This window comes from uncultured Campylobacter sp. (assembly GCF_938045345.1).
Classification (GTDB): domain Bacteria; phylum Campylobacterota; class Campylobacteria; order Campylobacterales; family Campylobacteraceae; genus Campylobacter_B.
Map to the genome: position 1 here is coordinate 1 of NZ_CALIMS010000036.1, position 14,757 is coordinate 14,757.

A 14,757-nucleotide genomic window follows, 5' to 3' on the forward strand; every position below is an offset into this window, starting at 1 on the left:
AAAAATATTAGAAATTCTAAAATTTCGACGCAGAAATTTAAAAAATTTTATAAATTTTCATGAAATTTGCAGATCAAAATTTTAAAATTTTTATGGTACGGCAAAGCGAATTCCTAAAATTTTGCTATAGCTTTTAGTGTAAAATCTTCCTAATTGAGATACAAGATAGAAATTCCAAATCAAATTTTCGCGACGTGAAGCGCTTCCTTAATTATGAATTTAAAATTTTACACGCTACACAGTGCAACATATTTCTGCCGAGATAAAATTCGCAAGTAAAATTCCAACCTCGCAAACCCAAAAGCATACAACAATTATTTCTTGAAATTTTAGCACCACTTGTCCGCGGACAAATATCGCGTTGCTTACGAAATTTCGGCCTCACGCCGTAAGATCATCTCGCGTTCTCGCTAGAACGGCGACCCGTCCACACGCCGCTATAGCGTCTCGTCGCCGTCTTGGTTTTGAAGCGCGTCCGCTTCGCCCTCCGTCGCAATCGCCTCGAGACTTAAAATTTCATCGACATCCTCCAGCTGCGCTACGCCGCTTCCGGCGATGCTTCTGATACTTGCGTGCATCGCGATCGCGCCGTCTCGCGCACGCGCGATCTGTTTTTCGCGCTGTTTCCAGATGCGCTCCATCGCGTTGCGTTCCTTATTTAGGCTTTCTTGCATGCCGACGAATGCCGATACGATCGTCTTTATCTGGTTGGCAAACTCGGGCGAGGTCAGATAGTCGTAGAGCATCGCCGTTTTGCTATCTTGATTTTGCCCCGATCTTTTGGCAAAAGCAAGCGCCACGACATGTTCGCGCAAGACGGCGCAAAGCCCCTTAAATTCCTCAAACGAACAGATCCAGATGCTAGCATCGCTCGGCGCTTGGTGCAGCCTAGGGCTGTGAGGCGGCATCTGCTCGGTTACGATAACGCCGATCTGCGCGCCCTCGCCTATCATATCGTCTTTGAGTTTGTCGATCCATTTGGGCTCGAAGCTTTTCGTGCGCTTGCTCTCGTATAAAATTTTACCGCAGCCCACAAACTCCCTCGTATGCACTATCTGCACGCAGTCTGCGCCGCGCGCGCCCTTTTTGACCTCGTCTATCTCGTCCAAAGGAAAATTGAGCCGCAGATACTCCTGCAGCGCGAGCTCCTGCACCTCGCCCTGAAGCTGCTGCGAGCCTACTTCCGAGCGGCGCTTGAGCTCGTTTATTTGGCCGATTAGGCTTTGGATCTGCTCATCTTTTTGGCGGAATTTCAGCTCGTTTTCCTGCGAAATTTGCTTCGAAAGCCGCTCGCGCTCCTGATTCACGCGGTTGGTTAGCTCGATCTCGGATTTAGCTTTATTCTCGGCTTCAAGCTCGCTAAATTTACGCTTTTGTGCCTCCATTTCCGCCTTTATTAAATTTAGCTCGGAAATTCTTTGCGATTTTTCTTGCAGCTCCTTTTGTAAAATTTCAAATTTCGCCGCATTTTCGCTCTCGATCTGAGATTTTGCAAGCGCTAAAATTTTCTCCCGCTCGCTGTTTAGCGCAGAATAGGTCGCCGCTTTTACGCGCTGCTCAAAGGCGTTTTCCTTCGCTTGCAGCTGCGCTAAATGCTTAGCATACTCCTCGCGCTTAGCGGCGATCTCGGCTTCAAATTTAAGCGTGGCTTCGTTTTGCTGCTGCTGCCACTTTCGCTTCTGCTGCAAAATTTCATTTTCGAATTTAGCCTTGATATCGCGTTGCAGCGCCTCGTCTATATCAATCTGCGAGCCGCAGTGCGGGCACTTTACGTTAGCCATCTTTACCCCTTAAACTTTGCTCCTTCATCTTTTCAAATTCCTGCGAAATTTGCGCGGCATTGGGCTCATCCGCCATCTTATCGAGCACGGAGTTGTAGCGATTTACGAGCAGTATCGCAAGCGCCGAAAAGCAAAAGCCCGGCAGCAGCTCGTAAACGATCGCCGAAAGCCCCGATAATATCCAGCAAATGACCGTGATACCGCCTACGAGCATGCCTACTAAAGCAGAGAGCGCGCTCATCTTTTTAGAATACAGGCTGAAAAGCAGCACCGCTCCAAAGCTCGCGCCAAATCCCGCCCAAGCGTTTCCGACGACGTTTAGCACCGTATCGTTTGAGCCGAACGCCAAGATCGCGGCGACCGCGGCGATGATCACGACGGCGATACGGCTGCTTAGCGTCTGCGTGCGCTCGCTCACCTCTTTTTTATAAAACGCGAAGATAAAATCCTTCGTAACCGCGCTCGCGCTTACCAGAAGCTGGCTTGAGATAGTACTCATAATCGCCGCCAGCACCGCAGAGATTATGACGCCTAGGATGAATGGGTGAAAGAAAATTTTACCGAGCTCCAGGAAAATTTTTTCGGGATCGTCTATGCTAAGGCCCTTTTGTGAAAAATACACAAAGCCGATCAGACCGCTAAGCATCGCGCCCGCAAGACCTAACACCATCCACGAAATTCCGATGCGGCGCGCGCTATCAAGCTCGCGCGAGCTTCTAATCGCCATAAAGCGTACGATAATATGCGGCTGTCCGAAGTACCCGAGCCCCCAAGCAAGCAGACCCAAAACGCCTAAGAAGCTTTGATTGTAAAATAGATCAAGGTGGCTCGCGCCGTATAGCCGCACCTGTGCCAAAAAGGAGCTGTCCGCGGGGATCTGCAGCGCGCGGTAAGAAAACAGAGGGATCAAAATAAGCACCGCAAACATCAGTGCGCCCTGAAACGCGTCGGTGATCGCGACGGCCTTAAATCCGCCGAAAAAGGTATAAAACACGACGATTAAGATCGTAGCGACCGCGCCGTAGGTAAAATTTAGCCCGAAAAAGCTCTCAAAGGTCTTGCCGCCCGCGATTATGCCGCTGCTAACATAGAGCGTAAAAAATATGATGATCAAAAGTCCTGAGATGATGCGAAGCGTCTTGGTATGGTCTTTGAAGCGGTTTTCTAAAAAATCCGGGATCGTGACACTGTCGCTTGCTACCTCGGTGTAAATTCTAAGCCTTTTTGCAAGAAATTTATAATTGCACCACGCGCCCACGCAAAGTCCTAGGGCTATCCAGATATTGCAAATTCCCGTCGCAAACATCGCGCCGGGCACTCCCAAAAGCATCCAGCCGCTCATATCGCTAGCGCCCGCGCTAAGTGCCGTTACGAATGGACCCAGGCGGCGGTTATCGAGCAGATACTCGCTTAAGCTCGCATTCTTGTCATAATAATACCTACCTATAAAAATAAGCGCGCCGAAATATATCGCGATTGCGCAATAGGTCCAAAAGCTCATCGTTGCCTCCTTTTAAAAAAGCTAATTTTACTCTATTTCAAATAAAATTTTACTTTCGGAATTTAGCCAGATTTTAACGAAATTTTAGTATTCTTGCCGTTTAAATTTTAAGAAAAAGGCGCCTTGGTTGAACGAGAAAATTTTAAAGGTCGTATTTGTTTTGACTGTAATCGCCGTGGGGCTTTATTTCACCTATCCCGAACTGAGCGAAGCGCAAAAAATTTCATACGCCAAAAGCTACGGCATTACTCTTATTTTGACCTCCGGCGGCATTGTGATCGGTATCGCATTAGGATTTATGCTGGCATTTTTAAAATTTCTAAACAATAAATTTTTAAGCTTCATTATCGACGAATACGTAGACATCATCCGCGGAACTCCGATCGTTATCCAGCTGATGGTGTTCGTGTTTATTATTTTTGCTACGTGGAGCAATAATATCGCAGCTGCGATCTTTGCGCTGGGGCTTAATAGCTCCGCCTACGTCGCGGAGATCGTGCGCGGCGGCATAAACAGCGTCGATCGCGGCCAGATGGAAGCCGCGCGTGCGATGGGTCTAGGCTACGGCACGGCAATGAAAGAGATCGTCTTTCCGCAGGCGATAAAAAACATCCTGCCTGCGCTTGCGAATGAGTTTATTAGCCTATTTAAAGAGACCTCGGTCGTGGGCCTCGTAGCAATTACTGATCTTACGTTTTTTTCAAAAAGCATGCAGGCTGCGCTTTATACCGTCCAGCCGATACTTTTTGCCGCAGTACTTTACTATGCAAGCGTGAAATTTTTTTCGTTTTTAGTAAAAATGCTAGAAAGTAGGTTAAACCGCAATGATTGAAATATCAAATTTAACCAAATCCTACGGCAATTTATCGGTGCTAAAAGGAATTTCAAAGAGCATAAATAAAGGCGATATCGTAGCAATCATCGGTCCAAGCGGCGGTGGTAAATCGACCTTTTTGCGTTGCTTAAATCTGCTCGAAATTCCGAGCGGTGGCACTATTAAAATAGACGGCGAGGATATTACCGATAAGCACACTGATATTAATAAAATTCGCCGCAAAGTTAGTATGGTGTTTCAGCATTTCAACCTCTTTGCAAATAAAAACGTGCTGGAAAATTTAACTCTAGCGCCCATAAAAGCGGGCATTTATACTAAAGAGCAAGCCTACGCAAAAGCAGAGGAGCTGCTGCAAAAGGTCGGTCTTAGTGATAAGACCTATACTTATCCGCACAAGCTTAGCGGCGGGCAAAAGCAACGCATCGCAATCGCTAGAAGTTTGGCGGTAAATCCGGACGTGATTTTATTTGACGAGCCCACTTCGGCATTAGATCCCGAGATGATCGGCGAGGTGTTAGGTATAATGAAAGAGGTCGCCAAAGAGGGCATTACGATGCTTGTGGTAACGCACGAGATGGGCTTTGCACGCAATGTCGCGAATAGGATTTTTTTTATGGAGGGCGGCAAGATCGCTGTGGACGATACGCCTAAAAATGTATTTGAAAATCCGCAAAATCCGAGATTGAAAGAATTTTTAAATAAAATTTTAAACCACTAAAGGAGAGGGAAATGAAAAAATTTATGAGATTTCTAGTTGCGGGCGCTTTGCTTTGCGGTTCGCTAGCCGCTAAAGACTTTACCAAAGATACGCTTATCGTAGGCACGAACGCCGAGTATCCGCCGTTTGAGTTCGTGGATGAAAACTCCAAGGTTACCGGCTTTGATATGGATCTGGTAGCCGAGCTTGCAAAGCGCACGGGCGTAAAATATGAAATTTTAAATATGAGCTTTGACGGGCTAATCCCTGCAATTAAAAGCGGCAAGATCGATATGATCGCCTCGGGCATGAGCGCGACGCCGGCTCGTAAAAAGGCTATCGATTTCACGGCTCCTTACTATAAAGTCGAGAATTTATATGTCAAGCGTAAGGACGATAGCTCGTTAAATTCTAAGGCGGATCTACAGGGTAAGCGCCTTGCCGCGCAGCTAGGCACCATTCAGGAGCTTGCGATCAGAGATATAAAAGGCGCCGAGGTTAGCGCTACGGAGAACGTTTTTGTAGCCGTTATGTCGCTGAAGAACAAAAAGATTGATGCGCTTTGCGTGGATTCATCCGTGGGCTACGAATATCTTAAGAAAAACGACGATCTAACCGCATTTTTTAAAGAATCCGACGGCAGCGAAGGTTTTTCGATCGCATTTGATAAGGGCAAGTATCCAGAGCTACTCACTAAATTTAACGCAGCGCTTGAGGATATGAAAAAGGATGGAAGCTACGAAAAGCTTTTGGAAAAGTATAATTTAAAATAATCCGCAAAATTTAGGCGCAAATTCCTCTCACAGAATTTGTGCCGCCTAAGAGGAATCCTATGAAAAAGATATTTTTAGCACTTGCGATTTTGCTCTGCACGCAGAGCTTTGCGGAGCAAAAAGACAGATACGGCATCGCTGCGTTTGCAGGTCTTGGCAATGACGGCAGAAGCTTCGTTTTTACCTTCAGAAAGGCTCAAAAAGATCGTTTTTTTCCCTGCGACTTAAAAAATTTAAACATAATCGCCGCGGGCGCTTCAAGGTGCATAACGGACGCCAAAGAGCTAAGGAAATTCGATAAAGAATATAAAAAAGCTCTCGAGTCCGTGATAAAACCCGGCAAGCGCTACTACGTAAATTTAATCAATCGCGGCAACGACGCCTATGTTTGCGACGCAAGCGATCCTAAAAGCAATCTGCGATTAGACCTAGTGGCAGCAGGGTTTGCCGTGCCGACAACCGACGATAGTGAACTTCTTTTAAAAGCCGCCGAGGAAGCCAAAGAGGCTAAACGCGGAATGTATAGCGCAAAATTTTGGGATGTTACCAACTGCATCCTAAACGGCGCGCCGATGCCGAAAAAGATAGATGAGTGAAATTTACGCACTTAGCGACGATAGCTTAACGCCGCCGCAAACTATCTTTTCGCAGATAGATGAAATTTTACGCTGCGGCGTAAAGCTCGTGCAGTATCGCAGCAAGCTCGCCGCGCGGAATGAAGCTTTAATCCGCTCTCTCATCGGTCTTTGCGAGGATTACGGCGCCAAACTCATTATCAACGACGATGCAGCGCTTGCTAAAAAGCTTGGTGCGCATGGCGTGCATATCGGAAAGGACGACGGCGAGACGGCGCAGGTGCGTGAGTTTTTAGGCGCGGATAAGATCATCGGCGTTAGCTGCTATGCTGATCTTGCTCGCGCGCAAAGGGCCGAGGCGCAGGGCGCTAGCTATGTAGCCTTCGGCTCGCTAAGGCGCGGCAAGACAAAGCCTGATGCGCCGCTTTGCCCCGATGCGCTTGTGCAAGAGGCGCGAAAATCTTTAAACCTCCCAATCGCCGTAATCGGCGGCATAAGCTTAGAAAATTTAAATGAAATTTTAATTCTTAAGCCCGATTATATCGCGATGGTAGAGGCGATCTACAGGCCCGCTTCGATCACGCAAAATTTAGCAAATTTAAAGGAAAAAATGGATGAATATATTTGACGCCGTGATTTTAGGCATCGTCGAGGGGCTGACTGAGTTTCTACCCGTAAGCTCGACCGGGCACATGATCCTAGCTGCAAAACTGATGGGCCTGCAGCAAACCGATACGCTTAAATGCTTCGAAGTCGTTATCCAGCTAGGCTCGATTTTAGCGGTCGTCGCGATGTTTTACAAGCGGCTTTTGGTTGATTTTAAGCTCTGGTGCAAGCTCGTCGTGGGTTTCATCCCCACCGCCGCGATCGGATTTTTGCTCTATAAAAGCATCAAATCGCTCTTTGCGCCCCAGACCGTCGCCTACGCGCTGATCGGCTGGGGCGTTATTTTTATCGCGGTCGAGCTCTTTCGTAAGGCGCGCCCGAGAGAAAGCGAGCTAGAGCATCTGGATCAAATTTCATACGTTCAGGCCTTCATCATCGGGCTTTCGCAATGTTTTGCGATGGTGCCGGGCACTTCGCGCAGCGGCGCTACCATCATCGCAGGGCTTTTGTGCGGGCTAAGCAGAAACCTAGCCGCGCGCTTTAGCTTCCTACTCGCGATCCCTACGATGTTTGCGGCGACTTTTTACGACACCTATAAAAATTTAGACACCTTCGCGCAAAACTCTGACAATATCACGACCTTTCTCATAGGCGGCGCAGTAGCGTTCGTCGTGGCGCTTGCGGCGATCAAGCTATTTCTAAGCTTCGTTTCGAAGTTTGATTTCATCCCGTTTGGAATTTATAGAATTCTAATCGGCGTCGTATTTTTTATCTTCGTTTTTTAAACGCAATCATCAAAGGAATTTCATGAGCCTAGCAAAAAATATCGGCGCATTTTTAAAAGACAGATTTAGCCTCCTATCGGTATTTGATGGCGCGGTACTAAACACATACGCGCTAGTTTTAGTATTAAATTTAGCGCTCGGGCTGCTTCTTATCGCGCGTGGCGGCGAGCTGTTCTCCTCTCAGGCGCTGTTTTTCGTGGCGTCTGCGATCTGCGGCGTGACGATACTTTTTTTCGCGCTTTACGTGCTCAGCTTTTACAGCGCCAGGCTATATAAAATTCTCGCCTTTGCGCTTTTGGCGCTAAACGTAGCCTTCGCGATCGCTCAGATTTTTTTGATCTTTAGCCTGGAGCTTACCTACTCGCACGGCACGCTGGACGCGCTAGTGCAAACGACGCCTAAGGAGGCCTTTGAGTTCGCGCATGCGTTTTTAAATTTCAAGCTTATCGCGGCTTTTTTGGCGCTTTTGATCTTCGTCTTCGCCGCTCTTAGGCTTAGAGTGAGCCAGCGAGCACGGATGAAGCTATGTCGCGCGATAAAGCTAATCTTTTTGCTTAGCTTGCTCGTTTTTATCGCGCATGCGGCGTTTAAAAGCTACGTAGCCAAAAGCTCGAAAATGCGCGCCAGCATCATAATCGCACTGAATAAAATTCCGATTTATAACTTTGCTTTCGTTACGAAGGATTATTTCGGCGCCGATTTTAAAAGCGTGCGCGAGCTGCAAGCCGGATACCAAAGCATTTACGCCTCACATTCGCATAAAACCGCGCCAAACCGCATCTCAAACGTCGTTTTTATTATCGGAGAGAGCCTGCAGCGAAATTTTATGAGCCTATACGGCTACTATCTGCCCACCACACCGAATCTGCAAGCGCTTGAGCAAAGCGGAAATCTAATCGCCTTTAGCGACGTCGTCTCGCCGGGTGCCAAGACCAACGACGTATTAAAATACGTGCTAAATTTCGGAAATTACGAGAGCGAAAAGCAGCGCCCGTGGAGCGCCAACCTCGACATCGTAAATCTCGCGCGGCTGGCAAACTACGAGACCTTTTGGATCAGCAACCAGGAGCGCTACGGGCAGTGGGCGGTAGCAAGCGGCGCGAGCGCGAAGATGACGGATCATTCGGACTTTACGAATCAAATCCCGGTTTACAAATACGCCTACTCGCTCGACGAGGTCATGCTTCCGAGTATAAAAAATTTCAAATCCAGCGCGAAAAAATCGCCTCTTGCGCGCAAGGACGAAAGCTCCGCCGCAGAGGTAAATGGTACGCAGAAAAAGGATAAATTTTTCATCCTTCATCTGATGGGCTCGCACCCGAGCTACGAGTTTCGCTATCCGAAAAGCTTTGCTAAATTTAGCGCCGCGGATATTTCGCGAGAGCCGCTTGATGAGGGGCAGAAAAAAGAGCTCGCGCACTACCTAAACACCGTGGCTTACAACGATTTTATCGTGAGCGAAATTTATAAAATTTTTGCGAGCGACAACACGCTGATAGTCTATTTCAGCGACCACGCTCAGAGTCTTTATCAATACCGCGGCAAGCTGATCCACGGCGGCATCAACCGCTTCACGCTCGAAATCCCGCTGATTTTCATAGCGTCTGATAAATTTAAAGAGCAAAACGCTGATCTTTGGGCGCGCATCGCGGCAGCCAAAGACAGGCCGTTTTTAAACGACGATCTCATCCACGCGATCGCAGAAATTTTAGAGATGACCGATCTACCGGAGTACGATCCCGCTCGCTCGGTGATCAATGCTGATTTTAACGCCTCGCGCCCGCGCATTATCGAAGGGGTCGATTACGATAAGGTTTATAGGCTGCAGAAGGAATTTGGCGAGTAAATTAGGTGAAATTTTAAGTCTTTCAGCTGCGCAGAATTTTGCCTCTTAAAATGCGCTCTTATCACAAGCGGCTCGCGCCTTAATTTAGCTTTCGGACGGGCGCGGGCGCGTCAATTTACGCCGCCACGAGCTCTGCGGTAAAATTTCTCGCCGCGGAAGTCTGCCGAGTAAAATTCGGCTTTGTAAAATTTCAAAATTTTGCGGCTAAAATTCCACGGCGCAGAATTTTCCATGCGGTCACGAAATACAAAATCCGCAAAACTTATTTGAATAGGAAAATTTCAAAATTTCAAAATTTAGCGGTGTAAAAATTTATCCGCGCGGCACGGAATTCTACTGCTCAAATTTCACGGCGCAAAACTCCTCAGCACAAAATTTACCGATAGAATTCAGCTCGCAATTTAAAATTTCAAAATTCTAAGCCGCGAAATTTTATGCCGAAAAATTTCACGTTCCAATCGGCACGGAGTATCTGCTGCCCGAGCCGCGCATAAAATTCTACGCTTTAAAATTCCAAGCCATAAAATTTTACGCTACAAAATTTCACCGATAAAATTTTATGTCGCAAAATCCCGCGCCGTAAAATTTAAAAGCGGCTCTTGCTACAAAATTCCGCGAGCTTAATTTACGCTGCCGCAGCGGTATTTGCCTGCTACGAAGGTGATTTTATCGCGGATCTGAGCGATCTGTCTTAGCGCCTCCGCCAAGAAATCTACGTCGCTTTCGTCATGGATGAACGAGAAGCTAGCCCGCACCCAAGCGGGTTTGCGCGACATTTCGGTATCGGGCTGCAAACCGAGTAGATCAAAGCCGTAAGGTGCTGCACAGTCGCATCCTGCGCGGGTCTGGATCTCAAATTTCTGCCCGAGCACCCCGGCTAGCGCGTCTGCGCCGAGACCTTTCATATTAAAAGCAAAGATCGGCACGCGCGGCGCGGCGAGATTGCCGTAAATTTCAATCTCGGGGATTTTTGAAATTTCGTTTATGAAGCGCCTGCAAATCGCCTCCTCGCGCGACTTGATAGCCTCTAGCCCCACGCTTTTACGAAGCTTTAGAGCAAGATAGGTTCGCACCAGCGCGATGATGCCGGGCGTGCCCGCTTCCTCCAAGCGCTCCTTGTCGATTATAAAGCGCTGCGTTTGGGCGTCTGCGTATTTGATCGTGCCGCCTCCCGCGAATGTCGGCTCCTCACCGAGCAAAAGCTCCTTTCGCACCGCCAAAATCCCGCTAGCGCCCACGCCGCCCAAGAGCTTGTGCGCGCCGAAAAATACTCCGTCGCAAAAGCTGGTATCTACGTTTTCGTGCGCGATAAGCGCGCTAGCGTCCACAAACAGCCGCCCGCCGTGCGCTTTAAGCATCAAGTAAGCGCGCTTGTAATCGAGCTTTAGCCCCGTCACGTTCGATGCCGCGGTAAGCACGCCGTAAATTTCGCGCCCTTTGTTTGCGGATAAAATTTCGCCCAAGCGCGCAAAATCCATCAGCCCGCTTGGATCCGGCGGCACGCGCACGACCTCGCAAAGCCCCTGCCGTAGGCTGATCTCCACGGAATGATGCTCAAAAGGCGAGATGATGAAAAGCGGCAGTTGCTTTAAGCTCTCGCGCCGCAAGCCGAGCCTATCTCGCGTCGCGGGCGGCAGGTAGATGCCTAGAATTTCCCAAAGCTTCTTAATCGCCGCGGTCGCGCCAAATCCGCACGAGATCAGGTAGTAGCGCTCCTCGCAGCCCAGAAGCTCCTTGATTTTGGCCCTTGCATTTTCATAGTAATCACTCGTAATCTCGGCGTTGGCTCCGCCTGCGGAGTGGACGTTGGCATATGTTGCAAGCACGCGCTCGATCTCCGCTTCTATAGGGCGATACGCGAGCCCCGAGGCGGCGCAATCGAAGTATTTGATCCCCTCTTTTAAGATGATATTTTCTTTGATCGTTTGAAAATCCAAAGCGCGACTCCAAAATTTTTGCAAATTATATCCAAACTCGCTAAAATTACGCCCGCAAGGAGGACGAAATTTACCAGTTAAAAGACACTGCGCGAAATTTAGGCGATGTTGGTATCGACGCGATTTTGCAGTTTCATTTCGTATTTGACGAGATAGGTTGCATAAGCGGCTACGCGGACGTTTTCGAAGCGATCGAAAATGAAATTTTGCTCTGCTTTGAACATCTCGGCGAGCGCTTTAAATTCGGCGGCGAGTACGAAGAGCAGATCAAAAAGGCGCTGATGAAATTCGCTAGAAGCGACCGCAAAAAAATAGGAATTTCAAAAATCTTGCCGCGGTTTACGGCACAAAAAATCACCGCAGATCTCATAAACGCGAAGTTTTTAATCACCGAAAAATCAAGCGAGCAAAGAGCGCAAAAAGAGCGCAAAAACGACCGCCTCCCGCGCGCGCTGCGCCGCTACCATATCACCGACAAAGTCCATTTTAGCAGCAACTTTGCAAGGTTTTGGTTTAGATTTATCGAGCCGAACCTGCCCGCGCTGCGACGCGGCGAAATAGGGCGCGTGCTAAGCCTGATCAAAGCGGATTTCAACGCCTACGCGGGGCTCGGGTTTGAAATTTTAAGCAAGGAGCTACTCGCGAAGTATCTAAATTTAGAGATTTCGCAAATTTCGAGCTTTTGGAACAAAGAGGTCGAGATCGACATCTACGCGAAATTTGAGAGCTTTTGCGTCGCGGGCGAGTGCAAATACAAGGAACGAAAAATTTCAAAAAACGTACTAAACGAGCTAATGCTCAAATGCGAAAAAGCGCACCTCACGCCCGATCTGCTCGCGCTGTTTTCCAAAAGCGGCTTTAGCGGCGAGCTACGTAACCTAAAAAGCGATAAAATTTTACTCTTTTCGCTCGATGATTTTAAAATTTTACTTTAAGCTGCGCGCCAAAAAAGCCTAGAATATGGCGCGAGCGAGCGGTACCGTGCGCGTACGGTATGCCGCAAGCAAACGAATGAGGCGTTAATGACGAATACGCTATCTACGGGCGGCACGGGCAGAGCATAGGTAAGCACAAGGCATGACAGACGCGCTATTGATAGGCGGTATGAAGGTGTGTTTGAGCGGACGGGGCGCTATGGATAGGCAGACAGCGCGCCATCAGAGGCGCGCGCTATGGCAGCAAATTTTAAACACAATCTGCAAGCAGAAAATCCGCCAAGCGTAAAATGCGAGTTTTTAAAATTCTATCACTAAATTTTAGCACAGGCTTAGACGGTTACGTCACCCACGCACAAATCAGTCACTTGCGAATTTGCCGCGACTATTGATAAAAGCAAACACTCGCTGTTCGCGCACAAACTTCGCGCTTTAAATTCCGTAAATTCAGACTATTTTTTCACCTTAATCACGTATGGGACTGATTTGATCACGCCTTTGGAAAACAGCGTCTTGGTGTCCGCATATACGGCGTCAAGCTCGGCTTTTGAGACGTCCGCATCGCTTACCTGCGCGTCCTTATTATAGTATTTCTCGATCACGTCGATCGCGCCCTTTTGATCGCTCGGAGAGAGGGCCTTCAGATGCTTTAAAATCAGCGCCGATTTGATAAACGCGCTCTTGCCGTGCACCGGCGCAAATATCAATTTTACGTTGCTATTGCGAAGATGCTTCGTGATCCTCTTCATCTCCTCGGCGCAATACGGGCACTCCGGATCGCCCACGATGTAGGTCATATAAGGATTATTTTTATCAAACGACTCGATATAGGCAAATCTCGCAGGATCTATGCTCTTTAACAGCTCAAGCGCGGCAGCGTCCCTGGCGTCCTTTAAAATTTGAGTTCTCATCTTAAATAGCGCCGCGTCTGCCGCGTCCGCGAGCTTGGGCTCCTCGGTCACTGCCACTAGGCTTTTGCCGTCGTCGCTAGCCAAAAACGCCTCTTTTTTCTCGCCCGAGCGGACGATTAGTAAATTTAGCCCGTTTAGCGAGTTTAGCTTGTCGATCGAGATGAGCTGAGCGTTTTTATCATTTAGACTTTGCTTTAGGTTTTTTACGAACTCCGCTTCGTTCGCATTCGCACCGAGCACAAAAGCCGCACACGCAGCCAAAACGTAGATGAGTTTTTTCATAGCTTCCCTCCCCTTAAAATTTCGCCAATTATATCAATTTAAAATAAAATTTGTTATAATCGCGCCTCATTAATTTAAGGAGAAATTTATGGCTTATTCAATGGGCGATCTAAAAAAAGGTCTAAAAATCGAGGTGGACGGAATTCCGTTTAAAATCATAGAATACCAACACGTAAAACCGGGCAAAGGACCTGCTTTCGTGCGCGTTAAAATAAAATCTTTCATCGATGGCAAGGTGCTTGAAAAGACCTTCCACGCGGGCGATAAATGCGAGGCGCCGAATCTTGAGGAAAAAGAGATGCAGTATCTCTACGACGATGGCGAGGCGTGTCAGTTCATGGATACCGATAGCTACGAACAGATCGCGATTAGCGACGAGGACGTGGGCGAGGCGAAAAAATGGATGCTAGATGGTATGATGGTAAATATAATGTTTTACAACGGCAAGGCAATCGGCGTGGATGTACCGCAGGTGGTGGAGCTTAAAATCGTAGAAACTGCGCCAAATTTCCGCGGCGATACGCAGGGCAGCAACAAAAAGCCCGCCACGCTTGAGACCGGCGCCGTGGTACAGATCCCATTTCACGTGCTCGAAGGTGAGGTCATCCGCGTTGACACCGTCCGCGGCGAGTATATCGAGCGCGCAAATAAATAATCCCCCCCTGTTTTTGCGAAATTTTGATTTCGCAAAAATTCCTCTTTCTTTTAAAATTTATAAATTCCAGACGATAAATTTAAACCGCATCGGTTGCGTAAATTTTGATTAAAATGGCTTTTCGAATTTGCCGCAGCATGGATCATTTAATCTAAATTTTGCGTAGCGCCGATCTGGCAAATTTAGGATGGTTTTACGATTAAATTTACGGATTTGAAATTTGAGTATAAAAACGCCCAAAAGCAAATCTTGCGACCCGCTTTCGGGCTTTGAGCTAGGCTGCAACTTTAATTAGATTTAAAATTTCACCTTCACTTGGAAAACGAGGCTTAGCAAAATCTTTATTGAAGAAAAGCTTTCTGCCGTCAACTTCTACTAGAAAGTCTCCGCTGCCACCAGGGACCAACTCGACAACTGCATCTTTATAGACGCTTGTTATTTCATCTCTCACACGGAGAGCTTGCGGTCTATAAGATCAAGAATTACAATAAGTAATTACAACCTTCATCTTTATTCCTTTCTAAAAAAAGTGCCACATTGTAGCCAAACTAGCTTAAATTTTAATATAAAGGCTCAATTTCGCGCGCCTCAGCATTTAAAAATTTATGAGCGAAATTTCGTCGTTTGCAAAGCTCTAA

14 protein-coding genes are annotated in these 14,757 nt (G+C 47.7%); 9 read left to right on the forward strand and 5 right to left on the reverse strand.

The genetic code is table 11. The annotated features are described in order from the left end of the window. Window positions 1-437 precede the first annotated feature (437 nt). Both Q0144_RS06875 and putP read right to left on the reverse strand, forming a co-directional pair. Window positions 438-1,781 (reverse strand): DUF2130 domain-containing protein, encoded by a 1,344-nt coding sequence (locus Q0144_RS06875; protein WP_298062801.1) that lies wholly within the window; start codon window positions 1,779-1,781, stop codon window positions 438-440. Beyond that, on the reverse strand, window positions 1,774-3,282 hold the full coding sequence (putP, locus tag Q0144_RS06880; RefSeq protein ID WP_298062802.1) for a sodium/proline symporter PutP: 1,509 nt from the start codon (window positions 3,280-3,282) through the stop codon (window positions 1,774-1,776). Before putP ends, Q0144_RS06875 begins: the two co-directional genes overlap by 8 nt. A 169-nt stretch (window positions 3,283-3,451) precedes the next feature. Here putP and Q0144_RS06885 point away from each other — a divergent pair, with 169 nt between their 5' ends. From Q0144_RS06885 to Q0144_RS06915, 7 genes are read left to right on the forward strand one after another with little or no spacing between them, the layout of a single operon-like run. Then, entirely contained in the window at window positions 3,452-4,114 is a 663-nt protein-coding gene (locus tag Q0144_RS06885; RefSeq protein ID WP_297995910.1) for an amino acid ABC transporter permease, read from the forward strand. Then, window positions 4,107-4,835 (forward strand): amino acid ABC transporter ATP-binding protein, encoded by a 729-nt coding sequence (locus Q0144_RS06890; RefSeq protein WP_298062804.1) that lies wholly within the window; start codon window positions 4,107-4,109, stop codon window positions 4,833-4,835. The genes Q0144_RS06885 and Q0144_RS06890 overlap by 8 nt, the downstream gene beginning before the upstream one ends. 11 nt (window positions 4,836-4,846) lie before the next feature. Next, window positions 4,847-5,587: a basic amino acid ABC transporter substrate-binding protein gene (locus Q0144_RS06895; protein WP_298062806.1), complete on the forward strand. Its 741-nt coding sequence runs from the start codon at window positions 4,847-4,849 to the stop codon at window positions 5,585-5,587. A gap of 59 nt (window positions 5,588-5,646) precedes the next feature. Beyond that, a complete protein-coding gene (locus tag Q0144_RS06900; protein WP_298062808.1) occupies window positions 5,647-6,183 on the forward strand; it encodes a hypothetical protein in 537 nt (178 codons plus the stop codon). After that, on the forward strand, window positions 6,176-6,790 hold the full coding sequence (gene thiE, locus Q0144_RS06905; protein ID WP_297942543.1) for a thiamine phosphate synthase: 615 nt from the start codon (window positions 6,176-6,178) through the stop codon (window positions 6,788-6,790). Before Q0144_RS06900 ends, thiE begins: the two co-directional genes overlap by 8 nt. Further along, window positions 6,777-7,553 (forward strand): undecaprenyl-diphosphate phosphatase, encoded by a 777-nt coding sequence (locus tag Q0144_RS06910; RefSeq protein WP_298062810.1) that lies wholly within the window; start codon window positions 6,777-6,779, stop codon window positions 7,551-7,553. Before thiE ends, Q0144_RS06910 begins: the two co-directional genes overlap by 14 nt. 22 nt (window positions 7,554-7,575) lie before the next feature. Continuing rightward, window positions 7,576-9,399, forward strand: coding sequence for a phosphoethanolamine transferase (locus tag Q0144_RS06915; protein ID WP_298062812.1), 1,824 nt, complete (start codon window positions 7,576-7,578; stop codon window positions 9,397-9,399). 620 nt (window positions 9,400-10,019) lie between these two features. Here Q0144_RS06915 and Q0144_RS06920 read toward each other — a convergent pair. Continuing rightward, window positions 10,020-11,336, reverse strand: coding sequence for an aminotransferase class V-fold PLP-dependent enzyme (locus Q0144_RS06920; RefSeq protein ID WP_298062814.1), 1,317 nt, complete (start codon window positions 11,334-11,336; stop codon window positions 10,020-10,022). 125 nt (window positions 11,337-11,461) lie between these two features. Between Q0144_RS06920 and Q0144_RS06925 the strand changes: the two genes are divergently transcribed. Beyond that, window positions 11,462-12,271 (forward strand): DUF234 domain-containing protein, encoded by an 810-nt coding sequence (locus tag Q0144_RS06925; RefSeq protein ID WP_298062816.1) that lies wholly within the window; start codon window positions 11,462-11,464, stop codon window positions 12,269-12,271. A 452-nt stretch (window positions 12,272-12,723) separates the two neighbouring features. Here Q0144_RS06925 and Q0144_RS06930 read toward each other — a convergent pair whose 3' ends face one another. After that, window positions 12,724-13,464: a hypothetical protein gene (locus Q0144_RS06930; RefSeq protein ID WP_298062818.1), complete on the reverse strand. Its 741-nt coding sequence runs from the start codon at window positions 13,462-13,464 to the stop codon at window positions 12,724-12,726. Window positions 13,465-13,552: 88 nt separating this feature from the next. Between Q0144_RS06930 and efp the strand changes: the two genes are divergently transcribed. Continuing rightward, window positions 13,553-14,119 (forward strand): elongation factor P, encoded by a 567-nt coding sequence (gene efp, locus Q0144_RS06935; protein WP_005871146.1) that lies wholly within the window; start codon window positions 13,553-13,555, stop codon window positions 14,117-14,119. A gap of 274 nt (window positions 14,120-14,393) precedes the next feature. Here the strand turns inward: efp and Q0144_RS06940 are convergent, their stop codons facing one another. Next, entirely contained in the window at window positions 14,394-14,627 is a 234-nt protein-coding gene (locus tag Q0144_RS06940; protein ID WP_291940039.1) for a SelT/SelW/SelH family (seleno)protein, read from the reverse strand. Window positions 14,628-14,757 lie beyond the last annotated feature (130 nt).

Excerpts from the sequence above, each read along its gene's own strand:
- Q0144_RS06875 (WP_298062801.1), bottom strand. The coding sequence starts at position 1,781 with ATGGCTAACGTAAAGTGCCCGCACTGCGGCTCGCAGATTGATATAGAC.
- putP (WP_298062802.1), bottom strand. The coding sequence starts at position 3,282 with ATGAGCTTTTGGACCTATTGCGCAATCGCGATATATTTCGGCGCGCTT.
- Q0144_RS06890 (WP_298062804.1), top strand. The coding sequence starts at position 4,107 with ATGATTGAAATATCAAATTTAACCAAATCCTACGGCAATTTATCGGTG.
- Q0144_RS06895 (WP_298062806.1), top strand. The coding sequence starts at position 4,847 with ATGAAAAAATTTATGAGATTTCTAGTTGCGGGCGCTTTGCTTTGCGGT.
- Q0144_RS06900 (WP_298062808.1), top strand. The coding sequence starts at position 5,647 with ATGAAAAAGATATTTTTAGCACTTGCGATTTTGCTCTGCACGCAGAGC.
- thiE (WP_297942543.1), top strand. The coding sequence starts at position 6,176 with ATGAGTGAAATTTACGCACTTAGCGACGATAGCTTAACGCCGCCGCAA.
- Q0144_RS06910 (WP_298062810.1), top strand. The coding sequence starts at position 6,777 with ATGAATATATTTGACGCCGTGATTTTAGGCATCGTCGAGGGGCTGACT.
- Q0144_RS06915 (WP_298062812.1), top strand. The coding sequence starts at position 7,576 with ATGAGCCTAGCAAAAAATATCGGCGCATTTTTAAAAGACAGATTTAGC.
- Q0144_RS06930 (WP_298062818.1), bottom strand. The coding sequence starts at position 13,464 with ATGAAAAAACTCATCTACGTTTTGGCTGCGTGTGCGGCTTTTGTGCTC.
- efp (WP_005871146.1), top strand. The coding sequence starts at position 13,553 with ATGGCTTATTCAATGGGCGATCTAAAAAAAGGTCTAAAAATCGAGGTG.